The sequence below is a fragment of the Mesorhizobium shonense genome, assembly GCF_040545255.1.
Classification (GTDB): domain Bacteria; phylum Pseudomonadota; class Alphaproteobacteria; order Rhizobiales; family Rhizobiaceae; genus Mesorhizobium; species Mesorhizobium shonense.
Genome location: NZ_JBEPLM010000005.1, coordinates 290,242 through 314,217, shown reverse-complemented (window position 1 = coordinate 314,217; position 23,976 = coordinate 290,242). Strand labels below are relative to the sequence as shown.

Here is a 23,976-nt window from a genome sequence, read left to right as displayed (position 1 = left end):
CGGCGGCCGCGAGAAGAGAATTTCGGGAGGAAGAGATGGCAAGCAAAGGCTTCGAGCCGGACGTCAAGGTTCGCACCAAGGAATACCGGATCGGCTGCGTCGGCGCCGGCATGATCATGGCCGAGTGCCATCTGGCTGCTTACAAGGAAGCAGGCTTTCCGGTGGTGGCGATCGCCTCGCGCATCAAGGCGAATGCTGAGAAGGTCGCGACGCGCTGGGGTATTCCGACCGTGCACGACACGCCGGAACAGCTGATCGAGGATCCTAATGTCGAGATCATCGATCTTGCTTTCCCGCCCGACCAACAGCCGGCGCTGATCCGCCACGCGCTGAAGCAGAAGCACATCAGGGGGATCCTGGCGCAGAAGCCGCTGGCGCTGACGCTCGAGGAAGCAGTCAAGCTGCGCGACGAGGCGGCCAAATCCGGCAAGATCCTCTCGGTCAACCAGAACATGCGCTACGACCAGTCGATGCGCGTGTTGAAACAGATCATCGATAATGGCGAACTCGGCGACATCGTCTTCGCGCAGATCGACATGCACGCGATCCCGCACTGGCAGACCTTCCTCGAGGACTATGACCGGCTGACGCTCGCCAACATGAGCGTGCACCATCTCGACGTGCTGCGTTTCCTGTTCGGCGATCCCGACGAGATCACGACGCTGACGCGAAAGGACCCGCGCACGCGCTTCGATCATTCCGACGGCATCACCGTGTCGACGCTGCGCTTCCCGTCGGGCGTGCTTGCCGTATCGCTCGAGGACGTTTGGTCCGGCCCGCGCCAGGAGGGTTACAAGGACGACCAGCATATCAACTGGCGCGTCGACGGCACCAAGGGCGTCGCCAAGGGCACGATCGGCTGGCCGACGGGCGCGGCCTCGACGCTGACCTACGCTTCGGCCGAGACGACCAACGGCGAATGGGTGAGCCCGAGCTGGGAGACGATGTGGTTCCCGCATGCCTTCATCGGCGTGATGGAGCAGCTGCAGCACGCGGTGAAGACGGGCACGCCGCCGGCGCTTTCCGTCGCCGACAACGTCAAGACGATGGCGCTGGTGGAGGCGGGCTATCGCTCGATCGCGTCGGGCCGGACGGTCAAGCTCTCCGAAATCTCGATGACCTGAAAACACCGGCAACTGAAATCGCAACCAACTGAATCGCTTACAGGGAGGAATTCACATCATGATGCAGGCAGGCATTTTCACGGGGTATTTCCCGTACGGCCTCGAAGAGACGGCGCAAAAGATCCGCGGCCTCGGTTTCAACACGGTGCAGCTCGACCTGCATTTCAAGGACGTCGATCTCTCGGCCGGCCAGATCACCAAGGACAAGGCGAAGAAGGTGCGCGACGTGTTCCGCGACCACAACCTGCCGGTCTGCTGCGTGTCGGGCTACACCAACATCATCCATCCGGACAAGGCGGAGCGCGAGAAGCGCGTCGGCTATCTCAAGGAGATCATCCGCAACGCCCGCCATTTCGGCTCGCCTTACGTGATTTCGGAGACCGGCACCTACAACACCGAGTCCGACTGGGTACATCACCCGAAGAACAAGACCGAAGAAGGTTTTGAGGAGTGCCGCAAGGTGATCGCGGACCTTGCCCAGACGGCCTACGACCACGGCGCGGTCTTTCTGCTCGAGACCTATGTCAACAACGTCGTCGGCTCGGTCGAAGAGACGGTGAAGATGTTCGCGCAGGTCGACCACCCCGGCCTCGGCCTGCTGATGGACCCGACCAACTATTTCGAGACCCACAACATCGACCGGATGGACCAGATCCTGAACCAGGTCTTCGACACGCTGACCGACAAGATCAAAATTGCCCACGCCAAGGACGTCAAGCGCTCGGGCAGCGACAAGTCGGAAAAGCATGCCGATATCGGCGACGCCGACGCGATGGAAAGCCACACCTTCCGCGGCGTCGGTGAGATCGAGCTGCCGGCGCCGGGCCTCGGCTCGCTGAACTACGACCTCTACCTCAAGCGTCTCGCCGAGAAGCACCCGAACATCCCGGTCATCATCGAGCATCTGTCGGAAGACGATGTGCCGCGCGCCAAGAAGTTCCTCGACGGAAAATTCCGCGAGAACGGCCTGTGAGGCTGCACGGCCCCGCCTTTCGGGGCGGCGCCGGTACCTTTGCCAGACATGAGAGTGGAGGAAGCGAGATGTTGAAGTTTGGATTGAAGCTGGCGGCCGCAGCGACTTTGCTTGCCGGGGTTGCGCTCGGATCGGCGGCGCAGGCGCAGGACGGCCAGAAGACGTTCTACCTTTTGTCGCATGGCGGTCCGTCGGACGCGTTCTGGATCGACTGGAACGCCGGCGCCACCAAGGCCTGCGATCAGCTCAAGGTGACCTGCAAGATCTCCTTTAGCGGCGGCGACATGGCGGCGCAGAAGGAGGCCTTCAATTCGGCGCTTGCAGCCAAGCCTGACGGCATTGCCACCACCTCGGCGCAGCCCGGCCTGTGGACCGAGGAGGTGAAGGCCGCCAAGGCGGCCGGCATCCCGATCGTGTTCTTCAACACGGACGATCCGGCGACCGGACGCCAGGCCTATGTCGGCGCCGACCTCAAGGAAGCCGGCGCCATCTGGGCGAAGTATCTCGTCGACCACAAGATGGTGAAGCAGGGCGACAAGGTGTTCCTGCCGGTCGAGGTCCCCGGCGCCAGCTATCAGCAGCTCGAGACCGAGGGCATCGCCGGCGTCTTCGATCCGCTCGGCATCAAATATGACGTGGTCGATTGCGGCACCGACCCTGCTGGCATCATCGCCAAGATGACCGACTACATGGTCGCCAACAATCCGCCCGCTATCATCGCGCTGGGCGATTCCGTTGCGGCCAGCGTGAAGCGGGTGTTCGACGGCGCCGGCATTCCGGCCGGCAAGATCCCGGTGGTCGGCTGGGGCAATTCGAAGGAGACGGCCGACGCGGTCAAGGACGGGTTCGTCAACGCCGCCGCCTGGCAATATCCTTCCGCGCAAGGGTTCATGCCGGTCGCGCTGCTCGGTCTCGCGGCTTCCGGCGAGCCGATCGGCTACGACATCCACACTTTCGGGCTCTACGACGCCTCGAGCGTCGAGCCGATCCTGAAGCTTTACGACAAGAAGTGAGAGAACTGGCGTCCGCCGCGCGCGGCGGGCGCCACGCAGAAAGCATGGTTCAGCAAGTCATGGTTCAGCAAGCCGGGGCAATCACCGCGGAAGACGGCGCACGAAGCGCGAAGGGCAGGTCGAGCCTGATGCGCTCGCCGCAATTCTCCTCCTTCGTCATTCTCGTCGTGCTGCTCGCGGTGTTCGCGGTCGCCGACGGCAATTTCCTGTCGCCGCTCAACATCTCCAACATGATGGCTTTCCTGCCCGAGCTTGGCATCATCGCGCTCGGTATGACGCTGTTACTCACCGCCGGCGAATTCGACCTGTCGGTCGGCGCGGTGTTCGCGCTGGCGCCGGTGGTGGTCATGCTTCTGGTGCAGAACGCCGGGATCGATATCGGCGTGGCACTGCTTGCCGGGCTTCTGCTCTGCATCGCGATCGGCGCGATCAACGGCGTGATCGTCACCAAGATCGGCATCTCCTCCTTTCTGGTGACGCTGTCGATGCTGCTGATCGTGCGCGGCGCGGCGCTCTACATCACGCAGGGTTTTCCGCTGAAATCCTGGAATGAACCGGGGTTCTTCGTGACGCTGCTCGCCGGCAGCTTCAACGTCGGTTCATTCCGTTTCTACACCTCGCTCTGGTGGTTCATCGGCCTGTCGCTGCTTGCGGTCTATGTGCTGCGCTACGCCAAGCTCGGCAACTGGATCAGCGCCATCGGCTCCAACCGCAACGCCGCGGTGGCGCGCGGCGTGCCGGCCGACGCCGTCAAGATCTGGCTGTTCATCCTGACCTCGGTGCTTGCCGGGCTTGCCGGCATGATCAGCGCCTTCCGCATCTCGGCGGCTTCGCCGGTGGCGGGCACGGGATACGAGCTCGAAGTGATCGCCATGGTGGTGGTTGGCGGCACGGCGCTGACCGGCGGCCGCGGCACGATCCTCGGCACCGTCGTCGGCGCGCTGATGCTGCGTACCATCCGCAACGGCATCGTGCTGGTCGGCGTGCCGGGGCTGGCCTACAACATCTTCGTCGGCGTCATCATCCTCGCCATGCTCATCCTGCACGCTCTGCTGCAGAAAAACGCCGCAAGGAGCTGACCATGATGCAGGAAGTGCTCCGGCTGCAGAATCTGCAAAAATCCTTCGGCAGCGTGCGCGCGCTGAAGAGCGCCTCGCTGACGCTGAGGGAAGGCGAGGTGGTGGCCCTGCTCGGCGACAACGGCGCCGGCAAGTCGACGCTGATCAAGGCGATCTCCGGCGTCTTCCCGATCGATCGCGGCGACATCTATGTGCGCGGCGAGAAGGTCTCGATCCGTTCGACGCGCGAGGCGATGGATCTCGGCATCGAGACCATCCACCAGGACACCTCGCTGGCGCCGGACCTCAGCATCGCGCGCAACCTGTTTCTCGGCCGCGAGCCGGTCAATCTCAAATGGCTCGGTGTCTTCGCGCCGCTCGACCTTGCCAAGCTGCGCGATGCGGCATCGGCGCTGCTGAAGCGCGTCGGCATCTCGAAGAAGCTCGACGCCGATGCGCTGGTCAGCACGTTGTCCGGCGGCGAGCGCCAGTCGATCGCGATCTCTCGCGCCATGCAGTTCGCCGCCAAGGTGATCATCCTCGACGAGCCGACCAACAATCTCGGCGTCGAGGAGACGCATGGCGTGCTGCGCTTCGTCAAGGAGATGCGCGAGGCCGGCCATTCGGTGCTTTTGATCACCCACAACATCCACCACGTGTTCGAGGTCGCCGACCGCATCGTGGTCATGCGGCGCGGCGAAGTCGTCGCCGAGCAGACCGTCGCCGGCACCGACCTTCTGACCGTGGAAAGCCTGATAACCGGAGCCGACATGTCGGCGCTGATGAAAAGGGCGCAGTGACGGCATGGTGAAGCTTTACGGACAGACGCTATCGCGCCGGCAGGTCGCCGAACGCTCCGGCATGCTGTCGCAGTTCGCCGGCGTGCGGCTGATGACGCTCGGCGACGGCGTGGAGCGCGGCATCCGCATGCTGGAATTCCGCACCGGCTCGGGCCTGCGCTTCACCGCGCTCGTCGACCGCGCGCTCGACATCGCCGATTGCGAGTACAAGGGCCAGGCGATCGGCTGGCATTCGCCGAGTGGCTTCCGCCATCCCGCCTTGCACGACTATGAAGGCGAGAACGGCTTTGCCTGGGGGCGGTCCTTCTCCGGCTTGCTCGTTACCTGCGGCCTCGACCACATACTCGGCCGCAACGAGGTGCCGGCCGAGAATTACAACTATCCGGGCCGCAAGACGGTGACCCATTCACTGCACGGGCGCATCGGCACCATTCCGGCGCGGCTGACCGGCTATGGTGAAAGCTGGGACGGCGATCGCTGTGTGCTGTGGGCCGAAGGCATCGTCCAGCAGGCAACCGTGTTCGGCGAGGACCTCCATCTGATCCGCCGGATCGAAGCCGATGTCGGCGGCGGCGAGATCCGGATTTCAGACCGCGTCGTCAACCACGGCTTCCACCGCACGCCGCACATGTATTTCTACCACGTCAATGTCGGGCATCCGCTGCTCGACGAGGGTTCGCGCTACCTGGCGCCGATCCGCGACGTGGTCTGGGCCGCGCATGCCGGCGAGCGCTACGAGGCCCAGAAGGTCGGCTACCGCAGCGTGCCGGCGCCGCGGCTCGGATTCAGCGAGCAGGTCTGGCAGCACGAGCTCGGCGCCGACGGCAAGGGCGAGGTGCCGGTGGCCGTCGTCAACGACCGCATCGGCCTCGGCTTCGAGATGGTCACCCGCAAGGACCAGTTGCCCTGCTGCTATCAGTGGCAGAATTTCCAGGCCGGGCAGTACGCGCTCGGCATCGAGCCGTCGACCCACCATGTGCTCGGCAACCTTGCGGCGCGCGAGCGCGGCGAGATGATCTGGCTGGAGCATGGCGACGTGCGTGCCTATGAGGCGGTGTTGCGCGTCCTTGACGGCAAGGACGCGATCGCGGAAGCCGAAGACAGGATCGCGGTCATCGCGCGCCAGCCCGAGCAGGATTATCCTCGGCCCTCCGGCAAGTTTCCAAAACTGGCGGACAGGGCATGAGCGCGACAAATATCCATAGCAAGCCTTCCGGCCGGCGGACCGGATTGCCAGCGGTGCGCGAAGATTGGAGGCAAATGTGACGACGATGGCAAAAAAGCGCGACTACAGCCTTGTCGGCGAAAGCACTCGGCTTGCGATCGAGACCGGGCTCGCCTCGGCCCAGTGGTACCACACCGACGTGGCACGCAAGACCATGAAGGAGCTGATGCAGCGCTCGGACGGGCCGGCGATCCGCGACACCGTCATCTGGATCGTGTTGATCCTGGGCTCGGCCGCAGGCATCGTCTGGTTCTGGGGCACCTGGTGGGTGGTGCCGTTCCTGTTCGTCTACGGCGTGCTCTACGGCTCGTCGAGCGATTCGCGCTGGCATGAATGCGGCCACGGCACCGCCTTCCGCACACGCTGGATGAACGATGTCGTCTATCACATCGCCAGCTTCATGCTGATGCGCAATCCGGTGCAGTGGCGCTGGAGCCATGCCCGCCATCACACCGACACCATCATCGTCGGCCGCGATGCCGAGATCGCCGTGATGCGGCCGCCGGACCTCCTGAAGGCGGCGCTCGCCTTCACCGGCATCCTCGACTTCCGCTATTCGTTGCCGACGCTGGTGCGCCAGGCCTTCGGCAAGCTGTCGGATGACGAGAAGAGCTACATCCCGGAGATGGAGCGGCATAAGGCGGTGGTCGCGGCGCGCTGGCACATGGTCGTGTATGCCGCGACGATCGCTGTCGCGATCGCGCTTAGATCATGGATACCGCTGGTGCTGATCGGCCTGCCGCGCCTCTACGGCACCTGGCACATGGTGATGACCGGCCTGCTGCAGCATATCGGCCTTGCCGACAATGTCACCGACCACCGGCTCAACTCGCGCACCGTCTATATGAACCCGATCAGCCGGTTCATCTACTGGAACATGAACTACCATGTGGAGCACCACATGTTCCCGATGGTGCCCTATCACGCGCTGCCGAAGCTGCACGAGCTGATCAAGCACGACCTGCCGGAGCCGAATCCCTCGATGTGGCACGCATATCGCGAGGTCTGGCCGGTGCTGCTCAGGCAGCTGAAATATGAGGACTACTACCTCAAGCGCGAACTGCCGCCGACGGCCAAGCCTTATCGCGGCGAGTTCCACGACCTGGATATAACGGCGGCCGCGGCCGAATAGGCGGCACGTAACAATCCGGGGAGAGACGATGGCGGACTGGGTCGAAGCTTGCGCTGTGGATGACGTGGACGAGGAGGACGTGATCCGCTTCGACCATGGCGGCCGCAGCTTTGCGATCTACCGCTCGCCGGACGACGAGTTCTTCGCTACAGACGGCTTCTGCACGCACGAGAAGACGCATCTCGCCGACGGGCTGGTGATGGACGACATCATCGAATGCCCGAAGCACAACGGCCGCTTCAACTACAAGACCGGCCAGGCCAAGGGCGCGCCGGTCTGCGTCAACCTCAAGACCTATCCGGTCAAGATCGAGGCCGGTAAAGTCTTGATCGGAATCGACTGATCGGCCGCACCAGCCAAGCTACGAAGGAACAGAAATCGATGAGCCGAAAGAGACCGACCGTTGCCGATCTGCGCGCCATGAAGGGCAAACGGCAGTTGACCATGTTGCGTGTGCTGACATTGGAAGAAGCGGAGGCCGCCGAGCGCGCCGGTGTCGACATCGTCTCGGTGCCGCCGGAACTGGTGCTCAATCCGCAGTACCGCGACGCGGCGCCCAGCCTCTTCACCATGCCGGGCGACAATTTCTACGAGATCGGCATCGCCGATGATTTTGTGCGTTGGTCGTTCAGGCTCTACAAGGCCGGCGCCGATGCCGTCTATTGCAGCGCCGGCTACGCGACCATCAAGCGCATGGCCGACGACGCTATTCCCGTGATCGGACATGTCGGCCTCATTCCTTCCCGCGCGACCTGGACCGGCGGCTTCAAGGCCGTTGGCAAGACCGCCGACACCGCGATGCAGGTGTTCGAGGCGGTGAAGCAGTTGGAAGTCGCCGGCGCGATCGGCGCCGAGATCGAGGTGGTGCCGGCCGAAGTGGCGAAGGCGATCTCCGAGCGCACCTCGCTCATCATGCTGTCGATGGGAGCGGGCACGGGCTGCGATGCGCAATACCTGTTTGCCGAAGACATTCTCGGCACCAATCGCGGTCACATGCCGCGCCACTCGAAGGTCTACCGCAACTTCGCCGCCGAGTACGACCGGCTGCAGGCGGAGCGCATTGCAGCGTTTTCCGAGTACGTCGCCGACGTCAACAGCGGCGCCTATCCGGAAGACAGGCATATCGTGCATATGGACCCGAACGAATTCAGCCTCTTCATAAAGAAGGTGGACGAGAAAGCCTAAAGCAGGTCGCGTGAAAAAGGATTCACGCGACCTGCTTTAGGTTCTTGATTTTAAGCATGTCTTCGTCCCAAAACCTGGCCCAATTTTGGGAGACATTCTTTAAGCTGTGAGTGTTTTAGGTTTTTGATTTTTACGCATGTCTTTGTCCCGGAACCGGTTTCCGCTTTCGGGAGACATGCTTTAAACGCGCAGCGTTTGGTGCACCGCAGGGTGCCAATACCCGTCGGCGAGCACCGAGTGCAGCGCATCGGCATTGGGGCCGAGCGGCCTGTCTTCCTTGAGCGTCGGCACGTGGGCGCGGACAGCCGCGTGGATCGCTCCGGTGGCGGACGCCAGCGTCAGCCCTTCGCGCAGGTCGATCGCCTGCGCCGCCGCCATCAGCTCGAAGGCGATCAGGCGCCGCCACAGCACGATCATGTCGGCGCATTTCGCCACGGCGAGGGGAGTCTGCGTCGCATGATCCTCGACGCCTTCGGATACGGGCAGGAAGTCGAGCATCACCGGATTGGCCTTGTGGCGGATCGCGGCCAGGATCGCCGTCACCGTCTTCTGCAGTGGCACGAAGCCGGCGGACGCACCGCCGACCGGCGAGAGGTATTTCGGCAGGCCGTTACGGCCTGAACCGGTGAGCTGGACGAAACGGGCGGCAGTAGCCGCCGCGCACTGAGCGATCGCCAGCCCCAAAGTCTCGAAAGCCAGCGCGAGCGAGGCGGTGTGGAAATTGCCCGTCGACAGCACCAGCGCATCGTCGACGAGCACCAGCGGGTTGTCGGCTGCAGCGTTGAGCTCGATCTCGACCGCCAGCCTGGCGTGATCGATCGCCTGGATCAGCGCGCCATGGGTAGAGGGCATGCAGCGGATCGACAGCGGATCCTGAATGGTGGTCGGCGCCGGTGCGTCGTCGCGGGCGAGCAGGTCGCGCAGCGCCTTTGCCGCCGCTTGCTGGCACGCCGCGGGCCGCGCGGCGTGGAGGCGCGGATCGAGGATGGTGCGGTTGGCGCCGAGCGCCTCCATGGTCAGCGCGCCGGCCTGCTGCTGCTGTTCGAGCGCCGACAACGCGTCGACAAGCGCCAGCGCGGCGGCGCCGGTGGAGACTGCAGAGGCGTTGATCAGCGACAGGCCGTCCTTCGGCGCCAGGCTGACCGGGGCAAGCCGCGCCATCATCAGCGCCTTGGCCGACGGCATGCGCCGGCCCTGGTAGTCGGCATCGCCTTCGCCGATGAGCGTGTGGGCGATCGCCGTCATCAGCACCAGGTCGCCGGCGCCTATCGAGCCGAGCGAGGGCATCGCCGGATGGACACCGGCGTTGAGCGCATCGACGAGCGCGGTGAAGACATGCGGCGACAGGCCGGAACCACCCGCCGCAAGCATTGCGATGCGGGCAAACATCGCCGCCCGCACGATCTGGATCGGCAAGGCATCGCCGACCGCTGCGCCGCGCCCGTCGAGAAGCTGGCGCTGGAAGGCGCCGGCGTCGCCTTCAACGGCCGTGCCGAGATTGGCGCCAAGCCCGGTGTTCAGCCCGTAGATCTGCTGGCCGCCGGCGGCGGCCTCATCGAGCGCCTTGCGCGCCTTGCCGAGCTTCTCGATGACCGTCGGCGTGACCTCGATCTTGCCCGCATTGCGCGCGACAGCCGCCACATCCTCGATGCTGACGCCGGCGCCGGTGAGAACGAGCGGGGTCATGCGAAGCGCAGCCTCTGGCCGATGCCCTTATCTGCGGCCTTGGCCAGCATCGCCTTGCCGAGCGCGATATCGGAGAGCGACAGGCCGCGGTGCCAGAACAGGATCGTCTCGCCATCGCTTTGTCGGCCCGGCTTGAGGCCGGCCGCGATCTGGCCGAGTTCGGCATGGAGCGTCGCCTCGCTCAACCGCCCCGTCTCGACATGGGCGCGCAGCGAGCCGAACTTGCCGGTCTTGCACTGGCCCCAGTCGTCGACGACGATCTTTTGCATGATGTCGGTGAGCGACAGTTCGACCGCGCTCATCGTGCCATAGGGCACGACCAGCGCGCCGCGCTTAATCCAGTCCGTCTTGAGCAGCGGCTGCGGTTCCGGCAAGCGCGAGGCCTCGACCACGATGTCGGCGCCTTCGACGCAGCTTTTCCAGTCAGCCGCGGCCATGACCGGCTTGCCGAGATCGGCGGCAAGTTTCGCAACAAAGGCGTCGCGGCTTTCCGGCCGGCGCGAATGGACGCGGATCTCATCGAAGTCGAAGAGATGATCGAGCAGCCGCACGTTCCAGTAGGCGGTGCCGCGCGCGCCGATATGGCCGAGCACTTTTGATGACTTCTTCGCCAGATGCTTGGCGCCGATGGCTGTGACGGCGCCGGTGCGCATGTCGGTGATGACGGTGGCGTCGAGGATGGCGCGCGGCGTGCCGGTGCGCGGATCGAAGAGGTTGAGGATACCGAATTCGGACGGCAGCCCCTGCAGGTAGTTGTCGACATAGTCGCCGACGATCTTCACGCCAGCCGCATCGAGCGGCGCCACATAGCCGCGCAGCACGTTGAAATGGCCATGAAAGGACGGATCCGGCTCGAGATGGACGCGCGGCTCGATCACCGTCTGGCCGTTGCCCTGGGCGACGAGCCCGGCTTCGACGGCGCCGATGATCTCGGCATCGGTCATCGCCAGCGCCTGGATGTCGAGGGCGTTGAGATAGTCGATATAGATGGGTTTCATCCCGTTTTTCCCCTCCCAAGCCCACCTCTCAATAACAGGCGGCGAGGCGACACGAAAGTTTGTTGGTTAATCTCTGGACCGGCTCAGCCTTTTGCTGTTCAACCTGCGCGTCATGACCAGCATTCCCGACAACGAGGCCGTGTCCCAGCCCATGCCGATGGCGACGCGCCAGGGGCGGCGCGTGGCGCTGATCGTCGCTGTCGCCTTCTTCATGCAGCTGCTTGATTCGACGATCATCTCGACATCGCTGCCGCAGATGGGTCAATCCTTCGGCGTGTCGGCGGTGGCGATGAGCATCGGCATCACCGCCTACATGCTGACCATGGCGGTGTTCGTGCCGCTGTCGGCCTGGCTCGCCGACCGGTTCGGCGCGCGCAACATCTTCCTAGGGGCGATAGCGCTGTTCACACTGGCGGCGATCGGCTGCGGCTTTTCCCAGAGCTTGGCGCAGTTCGTCGCCGCCCGCATCGTGCAGGGCCTGGGCAGCGCGCTGATGACGCCGGTCGGCCGTATCCTGGTGCTGCGCAACGCCGCCAAATCGGAATTGCTCAACGCCACGGCGCTGATCACCTGGCCGGCTCTGTTCGCTCCGGTTGTGGGGCCTGTGCTCGGCGGTTTCATCACCACCTATCTCTCCTGGCACTGGAACTTCTTCATCAACGTCCCGCTGGGACTGGCCGGACTGCTCTTGGTCGCGCGCTTCGTTCCGGGAGATCGCGACTCCGAGGCAAGGCCGCTCGATTGGCCGGGCTTCTTCGTAACCTCGCTCGGCCTCGCGGTGATGCTCTACGGCCTGGAGCGCCTTGCGCATCCCGAAAACGGCATGCTGCCGACAGTCGGCCTGATCGTCGCCGGCATCGCGGTCGGCTGGCTCGCGGTTCGGCATTTGCGGCGTGCGCCGCATCCGTTGCTCGATCTTTCCGCCTTCAAGGTGCTGACCTTCGCCGTCTCGACGCTGTCGGCAGGCACGATCTTCCGCGTAGCGATCAATGCCACGCCCTTCCTTTTGCCGCTGCTCTTCCAGGTGGGCTTCGGGATGCGGCCGGTCGATGCCGGCTTGCTGATCCTGGCCTACTTTCTCGGCAATCTCGGCATGAAGGCGGTGACCACGCCGACGCTGAGGCGCTTCGGCTTCCGCCGCGTGCTGATCGTCAACGGACTGATCGCCTCGCTGGCGATCATCGCCTGCGGGGCGATCTCGCCGCAAACGCCGCTGGCGCTGGTGGTGGCTCTGATGCTGGTCGCCGGGCTGTCTCGCTCGATGCAGTTCACGGCGCTCAACACGCTGGCCTTCGCCGATATCGGCGGGGCGCAGCGTAGCTCGGCGGCGACGCTTTCCAGCATGCTGCAGCAGATATCGATGCTGTTCGGCGTGGCCGTCGCGGCGGCGGTCCTCAACCTGTCGCAGATCGCCAGAGGCGAAGCGGCGCCCGATCTCGCCGACTTCAGAATCGCATTCATCGCGATCGGGCTGATCGGGCTCGTGGCGTCGTTCCGGTTCATGGTCCTGCCGCCATCCGCCGGAGCCGAGGTCTCGGGTCACTCAGCGGACAATTGACATCGCGCTTGCCGCGTTTTGCAGATGTAAATTCCGCCGGCCTCGCAGGCTTCGAACGCGCTCTTTCACGAGCCGCACAATCGAGGCAGCGAATTGCCAAAAGCCCAAGAGTTTCCGCTTATTGCGCCAGTTACGGCAATCAATGCGTCCACTCGGCAAATAGTCGGAGAGGCGCGGCTCTTGAACGCGGATTCATTTGACGAGCCGCTGTTGGGCCGATTAGCTTTCGTGCGGGACGGAGGCCCATCAGGGCCTTTCCATCGGGGCGAAGACATAGCGATGAACGCGATCGGCTGGCCGGACTGGAGGCGCCTTAATCAGGAAGGCATTGTCTTTGCGATCGCCATCCTGCTGTTCGCCGCGGCCGCCATCGGCCTGCCGGGCTTTCTGACCGCCGACAATCTGGTCGCCATCGTCCGCTCGGTCTCGGTGCTGGGCATCCTGGCGCTCGGCATGGCTGTGGTCATCATCGGCCGAGGCATCGATCTGTCGGCGGTGGCAATCATGGCGATGTCGGTCGCCTGGTATCTCCAGCTGCTCAACACCGGCACCGCGGACGGCCTTGCCTTCGCTTATGTGCTTGCCGGCGTGCTCGCCATCGGCCTGCTCAATGGCTTCCTCGTCGCCTATGCCGACGTTCCGGCGATCTTCGTGACGCTGGCGACCGGCTCCTTCGTCTTCGGCTATGTCCGCTCGCAACTGATCACGCAGGATGCCGTTCCGGTGCCCCAGGGCCATTGGGTGGAGCTGCTTGGCGGCACGCGCTTTCTCGACATTCCGGTCGAGGTCTTCGTCTTTGCCGGGCTGGCGTTCCTGGTCTTCCTGTTCCTGCGCTATACCAAATGGGGCCGCTTCATCTATTTGGCCGGCGACAACCCGGTTGCCGCGCGCAACATCGGCATTCCGGTGCGGCCGATGCTGGTGCTGCGCTACGTGCTTTCGGCGGTGGTGGCGCTGATCGCCGGCCTGCTCACGGCCGCCAGCCTGCATTCGATCAATACGCGCGTCGTCAATTCGACGCTGCTCTACGACATCGTGCTGGTGGCGGTGATCGGCGGCATCGGGCTTTCCGGCGGACGGGGAGGGGTGCGCAACGTGCTGGTCGGTGCCGCGCTGATCGGCATCCTGCTCAACGCGATGACCATCATCGACATCCCGCTGCTCTGCCAGAACCTGATCAAGGCGGCGATCCTGCTCGGCGCCACCATCGTCGACGGCATCATCAATCCACGCGACGAGCAGACCGCGCAGCAAGGCGACATTTAGAGCAGATGGGCTAGCCCATCTTGCTCTCGGGTACCCGGTTCGATCCATTCTGATCGGCCGGCAACAATCGAAACCAGAGGATGTGACATGAAATTGTTCAGGACATTGATGGCGGCGGCCACGGCGCTTGCCGTTTCGGCCTTCGTTGCTCCCACTTTCGCCGCGGACGACCCGGGCCCGGCCACCTATAGCAAGGCGCTCAACGGCAAGCGCGTCATGCTGGTGCCGCTGGCGATGGGCTTCGACCTGGCGCAGGGCTGGGCGCATTATCTCAAGAAGGAGGTGGAGGCCTGGGGCGGTACTTTCGAGACGCGCGACCCGAACTGGGTTGTCGACGCCGGCGCGCAGGCGATCACCGACGCCATCGCTTCGGACACGCGGCCGGACGTGCTGATTATCCACGCGCCGGACCTGAACTCCTACTCGAAGCTGATGAAGAAGGCGCAGGCTGCCGGCACCTATGTGCTGCTGGTCGACAATCCGGCGAACTTCCCCGCCGACGCCTTCGTCGGCAGCGACTGGGACAAGCTCGGCCAGCTCGAGGCGGAAGCGGCGGTCAAGGGCTGCGGCGAGAATTCTTCCAAGAAGATCGGGCTGGTGCAGGGCGACCAGGCGAATTCCTCGAGCCTTTACCAGTATGCCGGCATCATGAAGGTGCTGGAGAAACATCCCGACTTCCAGGTCGTCGCCAAGCCGGATTCGAACTGGAATGCGACCACTTCGCGCGACGTGACGACGACGATGCTGCAGCAGCATCCCGACATCTGCTCGATCATCGACTTCTGGGACGGCGACGCCACCGGCGCGTCCGCCGCGATCCGCGACGCCAAGCTCGACGGCAAGGTGTTCCTGGTGACCACAGGCGGCGGCGAAAAGGCCGCCGACTGCGACAAGCTCGTGGATGGCACCTACGGCGCCGTGGTGATGACCGATCTTGCCCGCCAGTCGGGCGACATGAACGCCATCATCAAATTCCTGCTGCAGAGCGGCCAACCGGCCGGCACCTCGCATACCTACATCTACACGCTGGAGAAGGCGACGACCAAGGCCGACCTCAAGCCCGACAGCTGCTGGGACCTGAAGGCGCTGCAGGCCGAAGCGGCGGCAAAGTAAGGCCGCTGACCAAAGCATCCGCGAGGTGGCCGGACATTCCGGCCACCTCTTTACTCTTGATTGACAGCAGCAGCCGATGACTTTTCGTGAACGCCTCCAGGCCTGGCGCTACAATCTCGTGCCCGACCATCTGGTCGGCGAGATCCTGACCAAGCGCTGGACCGACAACGCCATTCCCTTTCTGGCGCTGGTGGCGACGCTCGGCGTCTTCGGTTCGATCATTCCGGGTTTCTTCAAGCTCACCTCGCTGCAGGGATCGACCCGCCAGCTCGGCGAGTTCTCCCTTGTCGTCGTCGGCATGACCATGGTGATGCTGGGCGGCGGCATCGATCTTTCGGTCGGCTCGATCTTCGCGCTGTCCTGCTTCTCGGCCGTCTATGTCTTCTTCATCCTCGAACAGTCGGTCTGGCTGGCGCTGGTCGCTGCATTGGCCACAGGCCTCGTCTTCGGCGCCATCAACGGTTACCTCGTCGGCTATCTGAGGCTGCGCGCCTTCCTGACCACGCTGGTCACCTTCATCTTCGGGCGAGCGCTGTTCGACATCCTGGTCAGCACCTACGCCGCCGACGTGCAGTTGTCTCAGGCCTCCTCCGATGTGCTCGACTTCATCGGCGACGGCACATTCTGGGGGCTCTCGGTCTCGGTGTGGCTGGCGATCATCCTGGCGATCGTCACCCATATCGCACTGACACGCTCGCGGCCCGGATGGCACGTGCTGGCGGTGGGTGGCTCACGCCGCTCGGCCCACAATGCCGGCATCCGCGTGCGCCGCACGGTCTTCATGACCTATGTCTTTTCGGGTTTCTGCTGCTCGATCGGCGGCTTCCTCATCGCCTGCCGCCTGAGCGGCGCCGGACCCGGCACCGGCCTCAACCTGGAAATCATGGCGCTGACGGCGGCGGTGGTCGGCGGCGTCAGCCTCGGCGGCGGCCGCGGCTCGGTGGTCAAGGGCCTGATGGGCGCGATCATCGTGCTCACCATGACCAACGGACTGATCCGGCTGGGCTACGGCACCGGCACCAACCAGATGGTGCTGGGCATCCTGCTGGCGGCCGCCGTCACCATCGACATCCGCTGGCTGAAGAACCGCCACAAGGTGCTGAACGAGGTCTATGTCGCGCCGGTCTACCTCAGCATGGGTGAGACGCAGTCGGCCGCACCCGGCTCCGGCACGCTCTACGAGCTCGACAACCGCCTGTCCGAGGCCGACCACATCGGGCTTGGCGAGCTGGAAGGGCCGGAAGACGTCATCCTCGACTACGACGACCATCTCTATTGCGGCACCCGCCACGGCGAGATCGTCCGCTTCTTCGCGCCGGACTACAAGCGTTCCGAGGTTTTTGCGCATATCGGCGGCTTCCCGCTCGGGCTCGCCTTCGACAGAGAAGGCAATCTGATCAGCTGCGTCGGCGCGATGGGGCTTTACTCGGTCTCGCCCGAGCGCGAGGTGAAGCGGCTGTCGGCGGAGACGGCGCGCTCCTGGACATCGATCGTCGACGACGCGCGGCTGCGCGATCCCAACGATTGCGACATCGCGCCGGACGGCCGCATCTATTTCACGGACTCGACCAAGCGCTACGACGCCCACGATTGGGCGCTGGACTCGATCGAGAACCGCGCCACAGGCCGCCTGCTGGTCTTCGATCCGAAGGACGGCTCGACGAAGACGCTGCTCGACGGCTATCGCTACACCAACGGCGTGTGCATGGCGCATGACGGCAAGTCGCTGTTCTTCGCCGAAAGCTGGGCCTGCCGCGTGCACCGCTACTGGCTGGAGGGGCCGAAGGCCGGCACCGCCGAATGCGTCATCCGCGACATGCCGGGCTATCCCGACAACATCAACAGGGCCTCGGACGGCAATTACTGGATGGCCTGGCTCGGCATGCGCACGCCGAGCTTCGACCTGTCGCTGCGCCATCCCGACATGCGCAAGCGCATGACGCGGCGCCTGCCGCAGGACGAATGGCTGTTTCCAAACATCAACACCGGCGGCGTGGTGAAGTTCAACGAGAAGGGCGGCATCGTCGAGACGCTCGGCGATCTCTCCGGCGCCGCGCATCCGATGGTCACCTCGATGCGCGAGCACAAGGGATATCTCTTCGTCGGCGGCATCCTCAACAACCGCGTCGGCCGCTACAGGATCGAGGGCGCCGACCCTAACTGGACCAGCCCTGACTCCTATTGGGGGGCAAAACCATGATCCTCGATCGGGTGCTTGATGTCTTCCGCGGCAAGGCTGTGACGATCCCGCCGCTCGACGGCGCTTTCCGGCCCAACACGAAGCTCGATGACGAGCCGGTATTCGCCACGCTTTCGGAGCCCGACAACCTGCTCGTCGACGGCGAAAGGCTGCTCGCATCGAGCGGCAATGCGATCTATTCGATAGGCTCAACGGCCGAACCTGCTGTGGTCGAGCATTTTCAATCGCCGGTGACAGCGCTTGCGCTTTCGCCGTCAGGCGAGCTTACGATCGGGCTGGAAAGCGGCAAGCTGCTGCTCGCAGGCCGGGAGGTTTCGCTTCCGGCCGATGTGCGCTGCATCACGGCGCTTGCCTATGCAGACGACGGCACCCTGTGGCTGGCCAACGGCTCGGACGAACATGCGCCGTCCCAATGGGCCGCCGACCTGATGAAGAAGGGCGCGTCGGGCTCGCTGTGGCGGTGCGGACCGGGAGGCATTGGCTTCGAAATGATCGCCGGCGACATTGCCTTCCCGTACGGGCTCCGTCCGATCGGCGGCGATGTGCTGGTCAGTGAAAGCTGGCGCCATCAACTCGTCCGCTTCGATGGCGCGACCGGCAATCGTTCCACGGTATTGACGCATCTGCCCGGCTATCCTGCGCGGCTGTCGCCGTCCGGCGATGGCGGGGCATGGCTGGCGTTGTTCGCGCCGCGCAACCGGCTGATCGAATTCGTTCTGCAGGAGAAGCGCTACCGCGAGGACATGATCGGCCAGGTGCCGCCGGCCTACTGGATCGCGCCGGCGCTCGCTTCCAACCGCAGCTTCCTCGAACCGCTGCAATGCGGCGGCATCCGCACCATGGGCATCCACAAGCCGTGGTCGCCCAGCCGCTCCTACGGGCTGGTGGCCAGGCTCGATAAAAACATGCAGCCGCTGTTCAGCCTGCACAGCCGCGCCAACGGGACGCGCCACGGCATCTGCAGCGTGGCCGAAAAGGGCGGCCGCCTGTTCGTCGCCTCGAAGGGCGGCGACTGTGTGCTGGCGCTCGATGCGATCGCGGGAGGTTTCTGATGGACCCGATCGTGCGGCTGGAGAACGTGACGAAAACCTATCGCGGCGTGCCGGCGGTGAAGAACGTCACGTTCGATCTGAGGAAGGGTGAGATCCACGCGCTGCTCGGCGAGAATGGCGCCGGCAAGTCGACGCTGACCAAGATCATCGCCGGCGTCGTCGACGCGACTTCGGGCAAGATGTTCCACAAGGGCGTCGAGAGGACTTACGCCTCGCCGCATGCCGCGCTCGAAGCCGGCATCGCCATGGTGTTCCAGGAGACCAGCCTGGTGCCGTCGATGACGGTGGCGCAGAACCTCTATCTCGGCACGGAAAAATTCCTCAACCGACTGCGCGGCACCTACATCTCGGCGCAGCAATTCCTCCAGTCCTTGAATTTCCCCGTCGATCCGAACGCGATGGTGGCCACACTTGGCGCCGCCAAGCGGCAGATGGTCGAGATCGCGCGCGCCGTTCACCACAATGCCGAGATCATCATCTTCGACGAACCGACCGCGACGCTGACGCCGGAGGAGAAGCGCCATTTCTTCGCGCTGATCCGCCGGCTGAAGGCGCGCGGCGTCTCGATCGTCTTCATCAGCCACGCGTTGGAAGAAGCGCTGATGATCGCCGACCGCATCACCATCCTGCGCGACGGCGAGCTGGTGATCACCGACGACACGTCAAGCTTCGACCGCGACAGGATCGTCGCCGCCATGGTCGGCCGCTCGCTGTCGGGGCAGATCTACCGCCAGCGCGACGAGGCGAAGCTGCGCAAGGCGGGCCGGAAAGTGCTCTCGGTGCAAGACATCTCGATGAGCAACATCGTGCGCAACAATTCCTTCTCGATCTTCGAGGGGCAGATCACCGGCGTGTTCGGATTGATCGGCTCCGGCCGCACCGAGACGTTCAAGATCGTGTCGGGCATCTACAAGCGCGATTTCCTGCGCGGCGGCGCGATCGAGCTCGACGACAGGCCGGTGCGCTACCTGGTGCCGGCCGAGGCGGTGGCCGACGGCATCGTCTATGTCACCGAGGACCGCAAGAGCGAAGGCATTTTCGAGACGATGGGCATCGCCGACAACCTGTTCGGCGGACTGCTGGCGGCCGGGCGCGAAAAGGCCTGGGTGATCAACCAGCAGGAGATGCGGCAGCTTTCGGCCGAGTGGACGAAGACGCTCAACATCCGGGCGATCAACGATAATGCCCGCGTGGTCGAGCTTTCGGGCGGCAACCAGCAGAAAGTAGTGATCGGCAAGGGGCTGGTACAGAAACCGCGCATCGTCATCCTCGACGAGCCGACGCGCGGCGTCGATGTCGGCGCCATCGCCGAGATCCACCAGATCATCAACCGGCTGGCCGATGAAGGGCTCGCTGTCGTCGTCATCTCGTCCTACCTGCCTGAGATCATGAACCTTTCCGACCGCATTCTCGTCTGCCGCCAGGGCCGCATAGTGGAAGAGTTCTCGCCGGCGGAGGCGACGGAGGAGAAGATAATGTACGCGGCGGTGCATTAGATGGCGAGGCGACGGCAGATGATCGCACCGTTGGATCGAACATTGCGGAGACTAGCCGAGGCGCCTGTCATTTCGTCATCCACGGGCGGAGCAAGGAGCGTAGCGACGCAGCGCAGACCCGAGGATCCATGCCGAGACTTTCGAGTGCCGCAACGGTGCAGAATTTTTGCTCCGCCGCACTCCGTGGCTGAGGTCACGGAATGGATCCTAGGGTCTTCGCGACGCCGCTTCGCGGCTGCTCCGCCCTAGGATGACGAAGCTGAGGGGCGGCTCCACGATTTCTTGCCAGCGCATCAATTGCCAAGCCATCCAAGGCAGTTAGCGCCATTTCTGGAAGGTCTGGTTCAACGACCGGCGCCATCAATTCACTGAAAGGAAAACGCCCATGGCCACCACAAAGCTTCTGACCGATGCCGAGGTCGAAAAAATCCCGGCGGTGAAGGCCGTGTTCGACGATATCCGCGCGACCCGGAAGTCCGACTTCGTCAACAATTTCTGGCGCGGGCTTGCCAATGATCCGGCGGCGCTGAAGCGGGTATGGGAACAGCTCAAGGCGGTTATGGTCTCCGACAGCGCAATCGATCCGCTGACCAAGGAGATGATCTATATCGCCGTCTCGACCGCCAATGGCTGTTCCTATTGCATCCACTCGCACACAGCCGCCGCCCGCGCCAAGGGCATGACCGATGCGCAGTACGGCGAGCTGGTTTCGATAATCGGGCTGGCGGGGCAGACCAATCATCTGGTCACGGCGATGCAGGTCCCGCTCGACCCGCAGTTCGAGGTGAAGTGAGGAGCGGGCGCCCCCTTCTCCCCTTGCGGGAGAAGGTGTCGCCGAAGGCGACGGATGAGGGGTGTTCCAGCGGAGTGAGGCGCTGGCGTCCCCTGGAGCACCCCTCATCCGTCTCGGCACTGCGCGCCGATCCACCTTCTCCCACAAGGGGAGAAGGAGAGGTCTGCCCTACACCGGCCGGTAAACCTTTTCGGCTGTATTCCAGAAGATGTCCGCCTCAGCCTTCGAGCCATGTCTTGCCACCGCCGCGCGATGCGCCTTGATCAACTCGGCATGAGTGGTCCAGAGCTTCTCGATGGGGAAATTCGAGCCGAACATCAGCCGGCCGCTGCCGAGGATTTCGATCGCGTTGTCGACGATGTAGCTGATCAGTTCCGGATCGTTGCGGTGCACGAAAGTGCCGAGCCCCGACAGCTTGGCGTAAAAATTGGGCGCAGCCGAGAGCGTGCGCAAGCCTGCCTTCCAGGCCTCAGCGGTTTCCGGCTCCATGCCGGTCAGCATGCCGGCATGGGTGAGGACGAAGTTTGTTTCCGGGTTCTCGCCGACCAGCGTCAGCCCGTCCTTCATCTGCGCCGGGAAAAGCTGCAGGTCGAAGGAGAGGCCATAATCCTTCAGCCGCGCGACATTGGCGCGCACTTTGGGATCGATCACCTGGTCTGCCGAGGCGGCGAAGCGGAAGGCTGGCGTCTCGTGCCAGTGGAGCTGCATGCGCACGCCGCGCAGCAGCTTGTATTTCATCAGCCGGTCGATCTGCGGCCGAACGTCGTCGACCGTCATGTCGGCATACCCGACAATCGCATGCGGCCAGCCGGTCTCCTCCGCGGTTTTCTGCAGGAAGGCGACCTCCTTCTCGAAATCCTCCTTGGCCCAGTTGGTCTGGACGTAGACGGCCTTCTCGACGCCGGAGCCTTTCTGGTCGTCGAGAAATTCCGTGATCGGATAATCTCGGCGGATCGGCTCGTAAGGACCGAAGATGCGCGGCACCATCGGCCCGACCAGCCAGGGCTGGTCCTTTTGGCGCCAGATGTGGAAATGCGCGTCGATGGCCTTCTGCATCACGATACCCTTTTCCAGATGGTCTCGGCCGCCGGGGCAGGGCGGGCGAGCGACAGGATGAAATCAGTCAGGCTCTTCAGCGACGAGCCGTCGATCAGGTCGTCGAGCACCGGCAGCATGGCGCGGAGCGCTGCGGTGGCCGGTCGGAAGCGCGGATCGCCGGCGAGCGGGCTCGCCAGCGACAGCCGGAAGGCGCGGGCGCTGAGCCGCCGCATCGCGGTTTCGAGATCGGAATGGTCGCCGCGCTCCAGCGCGTCCGACAGGATCACCACCGCAGCGCCGCGCGCGAAGGCGGAGAAGCGCGGCACCGAGAGGAAGGCAAGCAATGTCGGCCCCATGCGGGTGCCGCCGTCCCAATCGTCGACCAGCGCTGCCGCGCGCGCCAGCGCCTGGCCGCAATCGCGGATGCGCAGCGCCGAGGTGATGCGGGTGAGCCGCGTGCCGAAGGTGAAGACTTCGGCGCGGTCAGCGCCTTGCACCGCCGCGTGCGCCAGCTTGAGGTAGTCGGCCGTGTGCAGCTTCATCGAGCCGGATACATCGATGAGCAGCAAGAGCTTGCGCGGCACGATCTGCCGGCGGCGCAGCAGCGGCGAGGGAATGTCGCCATCGGCGCTGACGATTTCGCTCAGCGAGCGCCTGAGGTCGAGCGTGCCGCGCGAGCGGGTGCGCGCGGTGCGGAAGGAACGGCGGGCGGGGAGGGCGGAGGCGAGCCGGCGACGGAACGAGCCGAGGCCGTCGGGATCGCGCGGAAAATCGCGGCTGCTCAACTGCTCGAGCCCCGAGGATAGTTCGCCGCCTTTCTCCTGGCGCAAGGCCTGGCTTTCTTCTTCGCGCGTGCCGCGATCATCCTTGATGCGGGTTTCGTCGGCTTCATCGCCTGCGACCGAAGGCTTGGCATCGCCGTAGAAATAGGCGCGGAAATGCGCCTCGAATTCGCCGCGGCGGTCAGGCGAGGGTGCGAGCGTCGCAAGTGCCGCCTCGCGGATATCGTTCATCGAGCGTGGCCCAAGCAGCATAACCGCCTGCATGAAGGCAATGACCTGTTCCGGCGCGATGGCGAAGGCGTGACGGCGCAGCAGCCGGGCAAAGCCGAGGAAGGGCATGGTGGGACGAGGCAAGCTTTCCCCACGCATCATTCCTTCGCGCCCCCCTCTGTCCTGCCGGACATCTCCCCCTCTAGGGGGGAGATTGGCAGCTTGGGCGCTCCGCTCAATCCTGCGACGTTGAAGATTGGCGAAAGCCGGCAGGACGTCTGATCTCCCCCCTTGAGGGGGAGATGTCCGGCAGGACAGAGGGGGGTGCTGTCCCGCCAGCGTCGCGCATTAACCCTGGGGTATCGCGCTAGCGCGTTGCGATTGCTCATCACGCCAGCGCCTCCTCGACAATCCTCCCCAGCTCCGGCACGATCGCCGACAAATCCTCCTCGTCCTTGATCAGCACCCCAATGGCGCGGCGGAAGGCTTCCGGCCACGGGCTGCCGCCTTTTTCGAGAATGGTCGCGGCATTTGCCCATTCGACGGCCTCGGCGATCCCTGGCGGCTTGGCCAGCGGACGGGCGCGGATCTGCTGCACGGCCTTCGCCACCGCGCGCGCGGTCGCCTCGGCGACGTCACCTGAGCGCAGCATGATGATCTCGGCCTCGCGCGCGACGTCGGGATAGCCGATCCAGTGGTAGACGCAGCGCCGGCGCAGCGCCTCGGCGAGTTCGCGGGTGCGGTTGGAGGTCAGGATGACGATCGGCTGGGTCGCAGCCCGGATCGTGCCGCGCTCGGGAATGCTGATCTGGAAATCGGAGAGGAATTCGAGCAGCAGCGCCTCGAACTCGTGATCCGAACGGTCGATCTCGTCGACCAGCAGTACGCGTTGCTCCGGTGCGCGCAGCACCTGCAGCAGCGGCCGCGCGACCAGGAAGCGGTCGTCATAAATGTCGATCTCGTGCTCGCCGGCGTGGCGGATGGCGAGCAACTGGCGCTGGTAGTTCCATTCGTAGAGCGCATGCGCGGCATCGATGCCTTCATAGCATTGCAGGCGCACCAGCTCGCGGCCGAGCAGTTCGGCGACCGCCTTGGCCGCTTCGGTCTTGCCGACACCGGGCGCGCCTTCGAGCAACAGCGGCTTGCCCAAGCGGATCGCCAGGAAGATCGCGGTCGCAAGGCTGTCGTCGGCCAGGTAGCGCGAAGCGGCGAGGCGCGCCGCGACCGCCTCCGGCGAAGCCGCAACCTGCTCTGCATCGGCGCCAGTCATCTTC

The 23,976-nt window shown here is 64.5% G+C and carries 21 protein-coding genes; 16 read left to right on the top strand and 5 right to left on the bottom strand.

The genetic code is table 11. The annotated features are described in order from the left end of the window. The first annotated feature begins 35 nt into the window (after nt 1-35). From ABID26_RS16175 to ABID26_RS16135, 9 genes are all read left to right on the top strand, one after another. Nucleotides 36-1,124 (top strand): Gfo/Idh/MocA family protein, encoded by a 1,089-nt coding sequence (locus ABID26_RS16175; RefSeq protein WP_354415956.1) that lies wholly within the window; start codon nt 36-38, stop codon nt 1,122-1,124. Nucleotides 1,125-1,182: 58 nt separating this feature from the next. Beyond that, the gene (locus tag ABID26_RS16170) at nt 1,183-2,097 is read left to right on the top strand and encodes a sugar phosphate isomerase/epimerase family protein (protein ID WP_292298576.1); all 915 of its coding nucleotides are present in this window, start codon (nt 1,183-1,185) and stop codon (nt 2,095-2,097) included. Between the two features lie 68 nt (nt 2,098-2,165). Beyond that, the gene (locus ABID26_RS16165; RefSeq protein ID WP_126099144.1) at nt 2,166-3,110 is read left to right on the top strand and encodes a sugar ABC transporter substrate-binding protein; all 945 of its coding nucleotides are present in this window, start codon (nt 2,166-2,168) and stop codon (nt 3,108-3,110) included. Between the two features lie 128 nt (nt 3,111-3,238). Then, nucleotides 3,239-4,189, top strand: a complete 951-nt coding sequence (locus ABID26_RS16160) for an ABC transporter permease (RefSeq protein WP_292298725.1) — start codon at nt 3,239-3,241, stop codon at nt 4,187-4,189. A gap of 2 nt (nt 4,190-4,191) precedes the next feature. Next, nucleotides 4,192-4,968 carry an ATP-binding cassette domain-containing protein gene (locus tag ABID26_RS16155; protein WP_292298573.1) on the top strand — a complete coding sequence of 259 codons (777 nt, stop codon included), beginning with the start codon at nt 4,192-4,194 and terminating at the stop codon, nt 4,966-4,968. 4 nt (nt 4,969-4,972) lie between these two features. Continuing rightward, the gene (locus ABID26_RS16150) at nt 4,973-6,154 is read left to right on the top strand and encodes an aldose 1-epimerase family protein (RefSeq protein WP_292298571.1); all 1,182 of its coding nucleotides are present in this window, start codon (nt 4,973-4,975) and stop codon (nt 6,152-6,154) included. 85 nt (nt 6,155-6,239) lie between these two features. Then, nucleotides 6,240-7,325: a fatty acid desaturase family protein gene (locus tag ABID26_RS16145; RefSeq protein WP_292298723.1), complete on the top strand. Its 1,086-nt coding sequence runs from the start codon at nt 6,240-6,242 to the stop codon at nt 7,323-7,325. Nucleotides 7,326-7,353: 28 nt separating this feature from the next. Further along, nucleotides 7,354-7,668, top strand: a complete 315-nt coding sequence (locus ABID26_RS16140) for a MocE family 2Fe-2S type ferredoxin (RefSeq protein WP_126099148.1) — start codon at nt 7,354-7,356, stop codon at nt 7,666-7,668. A gap of 38 nt (nt 7,669-7,706) precedes the next feature. Then, nucleotides 7,707-8,510 carry a 3-methyl-2-oxobutanoate hydroxymethyltransferase gene (locus tag ABID26_RS16135; RefSeq protein ID WP_292298568.1) on the top strand — a complete coding sequence of 268 codons (804 nt, stop codon included), beginning with the start codon at nt 7,707-7,709 and terminating at the stop codon, nt 8,508-8,510. A gap of 180 nt (nt 8,511-8,690) precedes the next feature. On the opposite strand, the gene ABID26_RS16130 is transcribed toward ABID26_RS16135, so the two are convergent. After that, nucleotides 8,691-10,196 (bottom strand): HAL/PAL/TAL family ammonia-lyase, encoded by a 1,506-nt coding sequence (locus ABID26_RS16130; protein ID WP_292298567.1) that lies wholly within the window; start codon nt 10,194-10,196, stop codon nt 8,691-8,693. Next, on the bottom strand, nt 10,193-11,194 hold the full coding sequence (locus ABID26_RS16125; protein WP_292298565.1) for an ornithine cyclodeaminase family protein: 1,002 nt from the start codon (nt 11,192-11,194) through the stop codon (nt 10,193-10,195). The genes ABID26_RS16130 and ABID26_RS16125 overlap by 4 nt, the downstream gene beginning before the upstream one ends. A 112-nt stretch (nt 11,195-11,306) precedes the next feature. Between ABID26_RS16125 and ABID26_RS16120 the strand changes: the two genes are divergently transcribed. From ABID26_RS16120 to ABID26_RS16090, 7 genes are all read left to right on the top strand, one after another. Further along, on the top strand, nt 11,307-12,752 hold the full coding sequence (locus tag ABID26_RS16120; RefSeq protein WP_292298721.1) for a DHA2 family efflux MFS transporter permease subunit: 1,446 nt from the start codon (nt 11,307-11,309) through the stop codon (nt 12,750-12,752). Nucleotides 12,753-13,031: 279 nt separating this feature from the next. Beyond that, a complete protein-coding gene (locus ABID26_RS16115) occupies nt 13,032-14,018 on the top strand; it encodes an ABC transporter permease (protein ID WP_292298563.1) in 987 nt (328 codons plus the stop codon). 87 nt (nt 14,019-14,105) lie between these two features. Then, entirely contained in the window at nt 14,106-15,131 is a 1,026-nt protein-coding gene (locus tag ABID26_RS16110) for a sugar ABC transporter substrate-binding protein (protein WP_126099153.1), read from the top strand. A 76-nt stretch (nt 15,132-15,207) separates the two neighbouring features. Next, nucleotides 15,208-17,331, top strand: coding sequence for an ABC transporter permease (locus ABID26_RS16105; protein ID WP_354415955.1), 2,124 nt, complete (start codon nt 15,208-15,210; stop codon nt 17,329-17,331). Continuing rightward, nucleotides 17,328-18,383, top strand: a complete 1,056-nt coding sequence (locus ABID26_RS16100) for an SMP-30/gluconolactonase/LRE family protein (protein WP_354415954.1) — start codon at nt 17,328-17,330, stop codon at nt 18,381-18,383. The genes ABID26_RS16105 and ABID26_RS16100 overlap by 4 nt, the downstream gene beginning before the upstream one ends. Beyond that, nucleotides 18,383-19,879 (top strand): sugar ABC transporter ATP-binding protein, encoded by a 1,497-nt coding sequence (locus ABID26_RS16095; protein WP_354415953.1) that lies wholly within the window; start codon nt 18,383-18,385, stop codon nt 19,877-19,879. The genes ABID26_RS16100 and ABID26_RS16095 overlap by 1 nt, the downstream gene beginning before the upstream one ends. A gap of 385 nt (nt 19,880-20,264) precedes the next feature. After that, a complete protein-coding gene (locus ABID26_RS16090; protein WP_354415952.1) occupies nt 20,265-20,672 on the top strand; it encodes a carboxymuconolactone decarboxylase family protein in 408 nt (135 codons plus the stop codon). A 168-nt stretch (nt 20,673-20,840) separates the two neighbouring features. On the opposite strand, the gene ABID26_RS16085 is transcribed toward ABID26_RS16090, so the two are convergent. The 3 genes from ABID26_RS16085 to ABID26_RS16075 all read right to left on the bottom strand — a co-directional run bounded on the left by ABID26_RS16085 (nt 20,841) and on the right by ABID26_RS16075 (nt 23,972). Next, the gene (locus tag ABID26_RS16085; protein WP_354415951.1) at nt 20,841-21,728 is read right to left on the bottom strand and encodes an amidohydrolase family protein; all 888 of its coding nucleotides are present in this window, start codon (nt 21,726-21,728) and stop codon (nt 20,841-20,843) included. Next, nucleotides 21,728-22,864, bottom strand: a complete 1,137-nt coding sequence (locus ABID26_RS16080; RefSeq protein ID WP_354415950.1) for a vWA domain-containing protein — start codon at nt 22,862-22,864, stop codon at nt 21,728-21,730. The genes ABID26_RS16085 and ABID26_RS16080 overlap by 1 nt, the downstream gene beginning before the upstream one ends. Nucleotides 22,865-23,090: 226 nt before the next feature. Beyond that, nucleotides 23,091-23,972 carry an AAA family ATPase gene (locus tag ABID26_RS16075; protein WP_354415949.1) on the bottom strand — a complete coding sequence of 294 codons (882 nt, stop codon included), beginning with the start codon at nt 23,970-23,972 and terminating at the stop codon, nt 23,091-23,093. Nucleotides 23,973-23,976: the final 4 nt, after the last annotated feature.

Coding starts and splice junctions, on each gene's coding strand:
- ABID26_RS16140 (WP_126099148.1), top strand. CDS start 7,354: ATGGCGGACTGGGTCGAAGCTTGCGCTGTGGATGACGTGGACGAGGAG.
- ABID26_RS16160 (WP_292298725.1), top strand. CDS start 3,239: ATGCGCTCGCCGCAATTCTCCTCCTTCGTCATTCTCGTCGTGCTGCTC.
- ABID26_RS16165 (WP_126099144.1), top strand. CDS start 2,166: ATGTTGAAGTTTGGATTGAAGCTGGCGGCCGCAGCGACTTTGCTTGCC.
- ABID26_RS16085 (WP_354415951.1), bottom strand. CDS start 21,728: ATGCAGAAGGCCATCGACGCGCATTTCCACATCTGGCGCCAAAAGGAC.
- ABID26_RS16095 (WP_354415953.1), top strand. CDS start 18,383: ATGGACCCGATCGTGCGGCTGGAGAACGTGACGAAAACCTATCGCGGC.
- ABID26_RS16145 (WP_292298723.1), top strand. CDS start 6,240: ATGGCAAAAAAGCGCGACTACAGCCTTGTCGGCGAAAGCACTCGGCTT.
- ABID26_RS16155 (WP_292298573.1), top strand. CDS start 4,192: ATGATGCAGGAAGTGCTCCGGCTGCAGAATCTGCAAAAATCCTTCGGC.
- ABID26_RS16110 (WP_126099153.1), top strand. CDS start 14,106: ATGAAATTGTTCAGGACATTGATGGCGGCGGCCACGGCGCTTGCCGTT.
- ABID26_RS16105 (WP_354415955.1), top strand. CDS start 15,208: ATGACTTTTCGTGAACGCCTCCAGGCCTGGCGCTACAATCTCGTGCCC.
- ABID26_RS16125 (WP_292298565.1), bottom strand. CDS start 11,194: ATGAAACCCATCTATATCGACTATCTCAACGCCCTCGACATCCAGGCG.
- ABID26_RS16090 (WP_354415952.1), top strand. CDS start 20,265: ATGGCCACCACAAAGCTTCTGACCGATGCCGAGGTCGAAAAAATCCCG.
- ABID26_RS16175 (WP_354415956.1), top strand. CDS start 36: ATGGCAAGCAAAGGCTTCGAGCCGGACGTCAAGGTTCGCACCAAGGAA.
- ABID26_RS16150 (WP_292298571.1), top strand. CDS start 4,973: ATGGTGAAGCTTTACGGACAGACGCTATCGCGCCGGCAGGTCGCCGAA.
- ABID26_RS16170 (WP_292298576.1), top strand. CDS start 1,183: ATGATGCAGGCAGGCATTTTCACGGGGTATTTCCCGTACGGCCTCGAA.
- ABID26_RS16080 (WP_354415950.1), bottom strand. CDS start 22,864: ATGATGCGTGGGGAAAGCTTGCCTCGTCCCACCATGCCCTTCCTCGGC.
- ABID26_RS16115 (WP_292298563.1), top strand. CDS start 13,032: ATGAACGCGATCGGCTGGCCGGACTGGAGGCGCCTTAATCAGGAAGGC.
- ABID26_RS16075 (WP_354415949.1), bottom strand. CDS start 23,972: ATGACTGGCGCCGATGCAGAGCAGGTTGCGGCTTCGCCGGAGGCGGTC.
- ABID26_RS16135 (WP_292298568.1), top strand. CDS start 7,707: ATGAGCCGAAAGAGACCGACCGTTGCCGATCTGCGCGCCATGAAGGGC.
- ABID26_RS16120 (WP_292298721.1), top strand. CDS start 11,307: ATGACCAGCATTCCCGACAACGAGGCCGTGTCCCAGCCCATGCCGATG.
- ABID26_RS16130 (WP_292298567.1), bottom strand. CDS start 10,196: ATGACCCCGCTCGTTCTCACCGGCGCCGGCGTCAGCATCGAGGATGTG.
- ABID26_RS16100 (WP_354415954.1), top strand. CDS start 17,328: ATGATCCTCGATCGGGTGCTTGATGTCTTCCGCGGCAAGGCTGTGACG.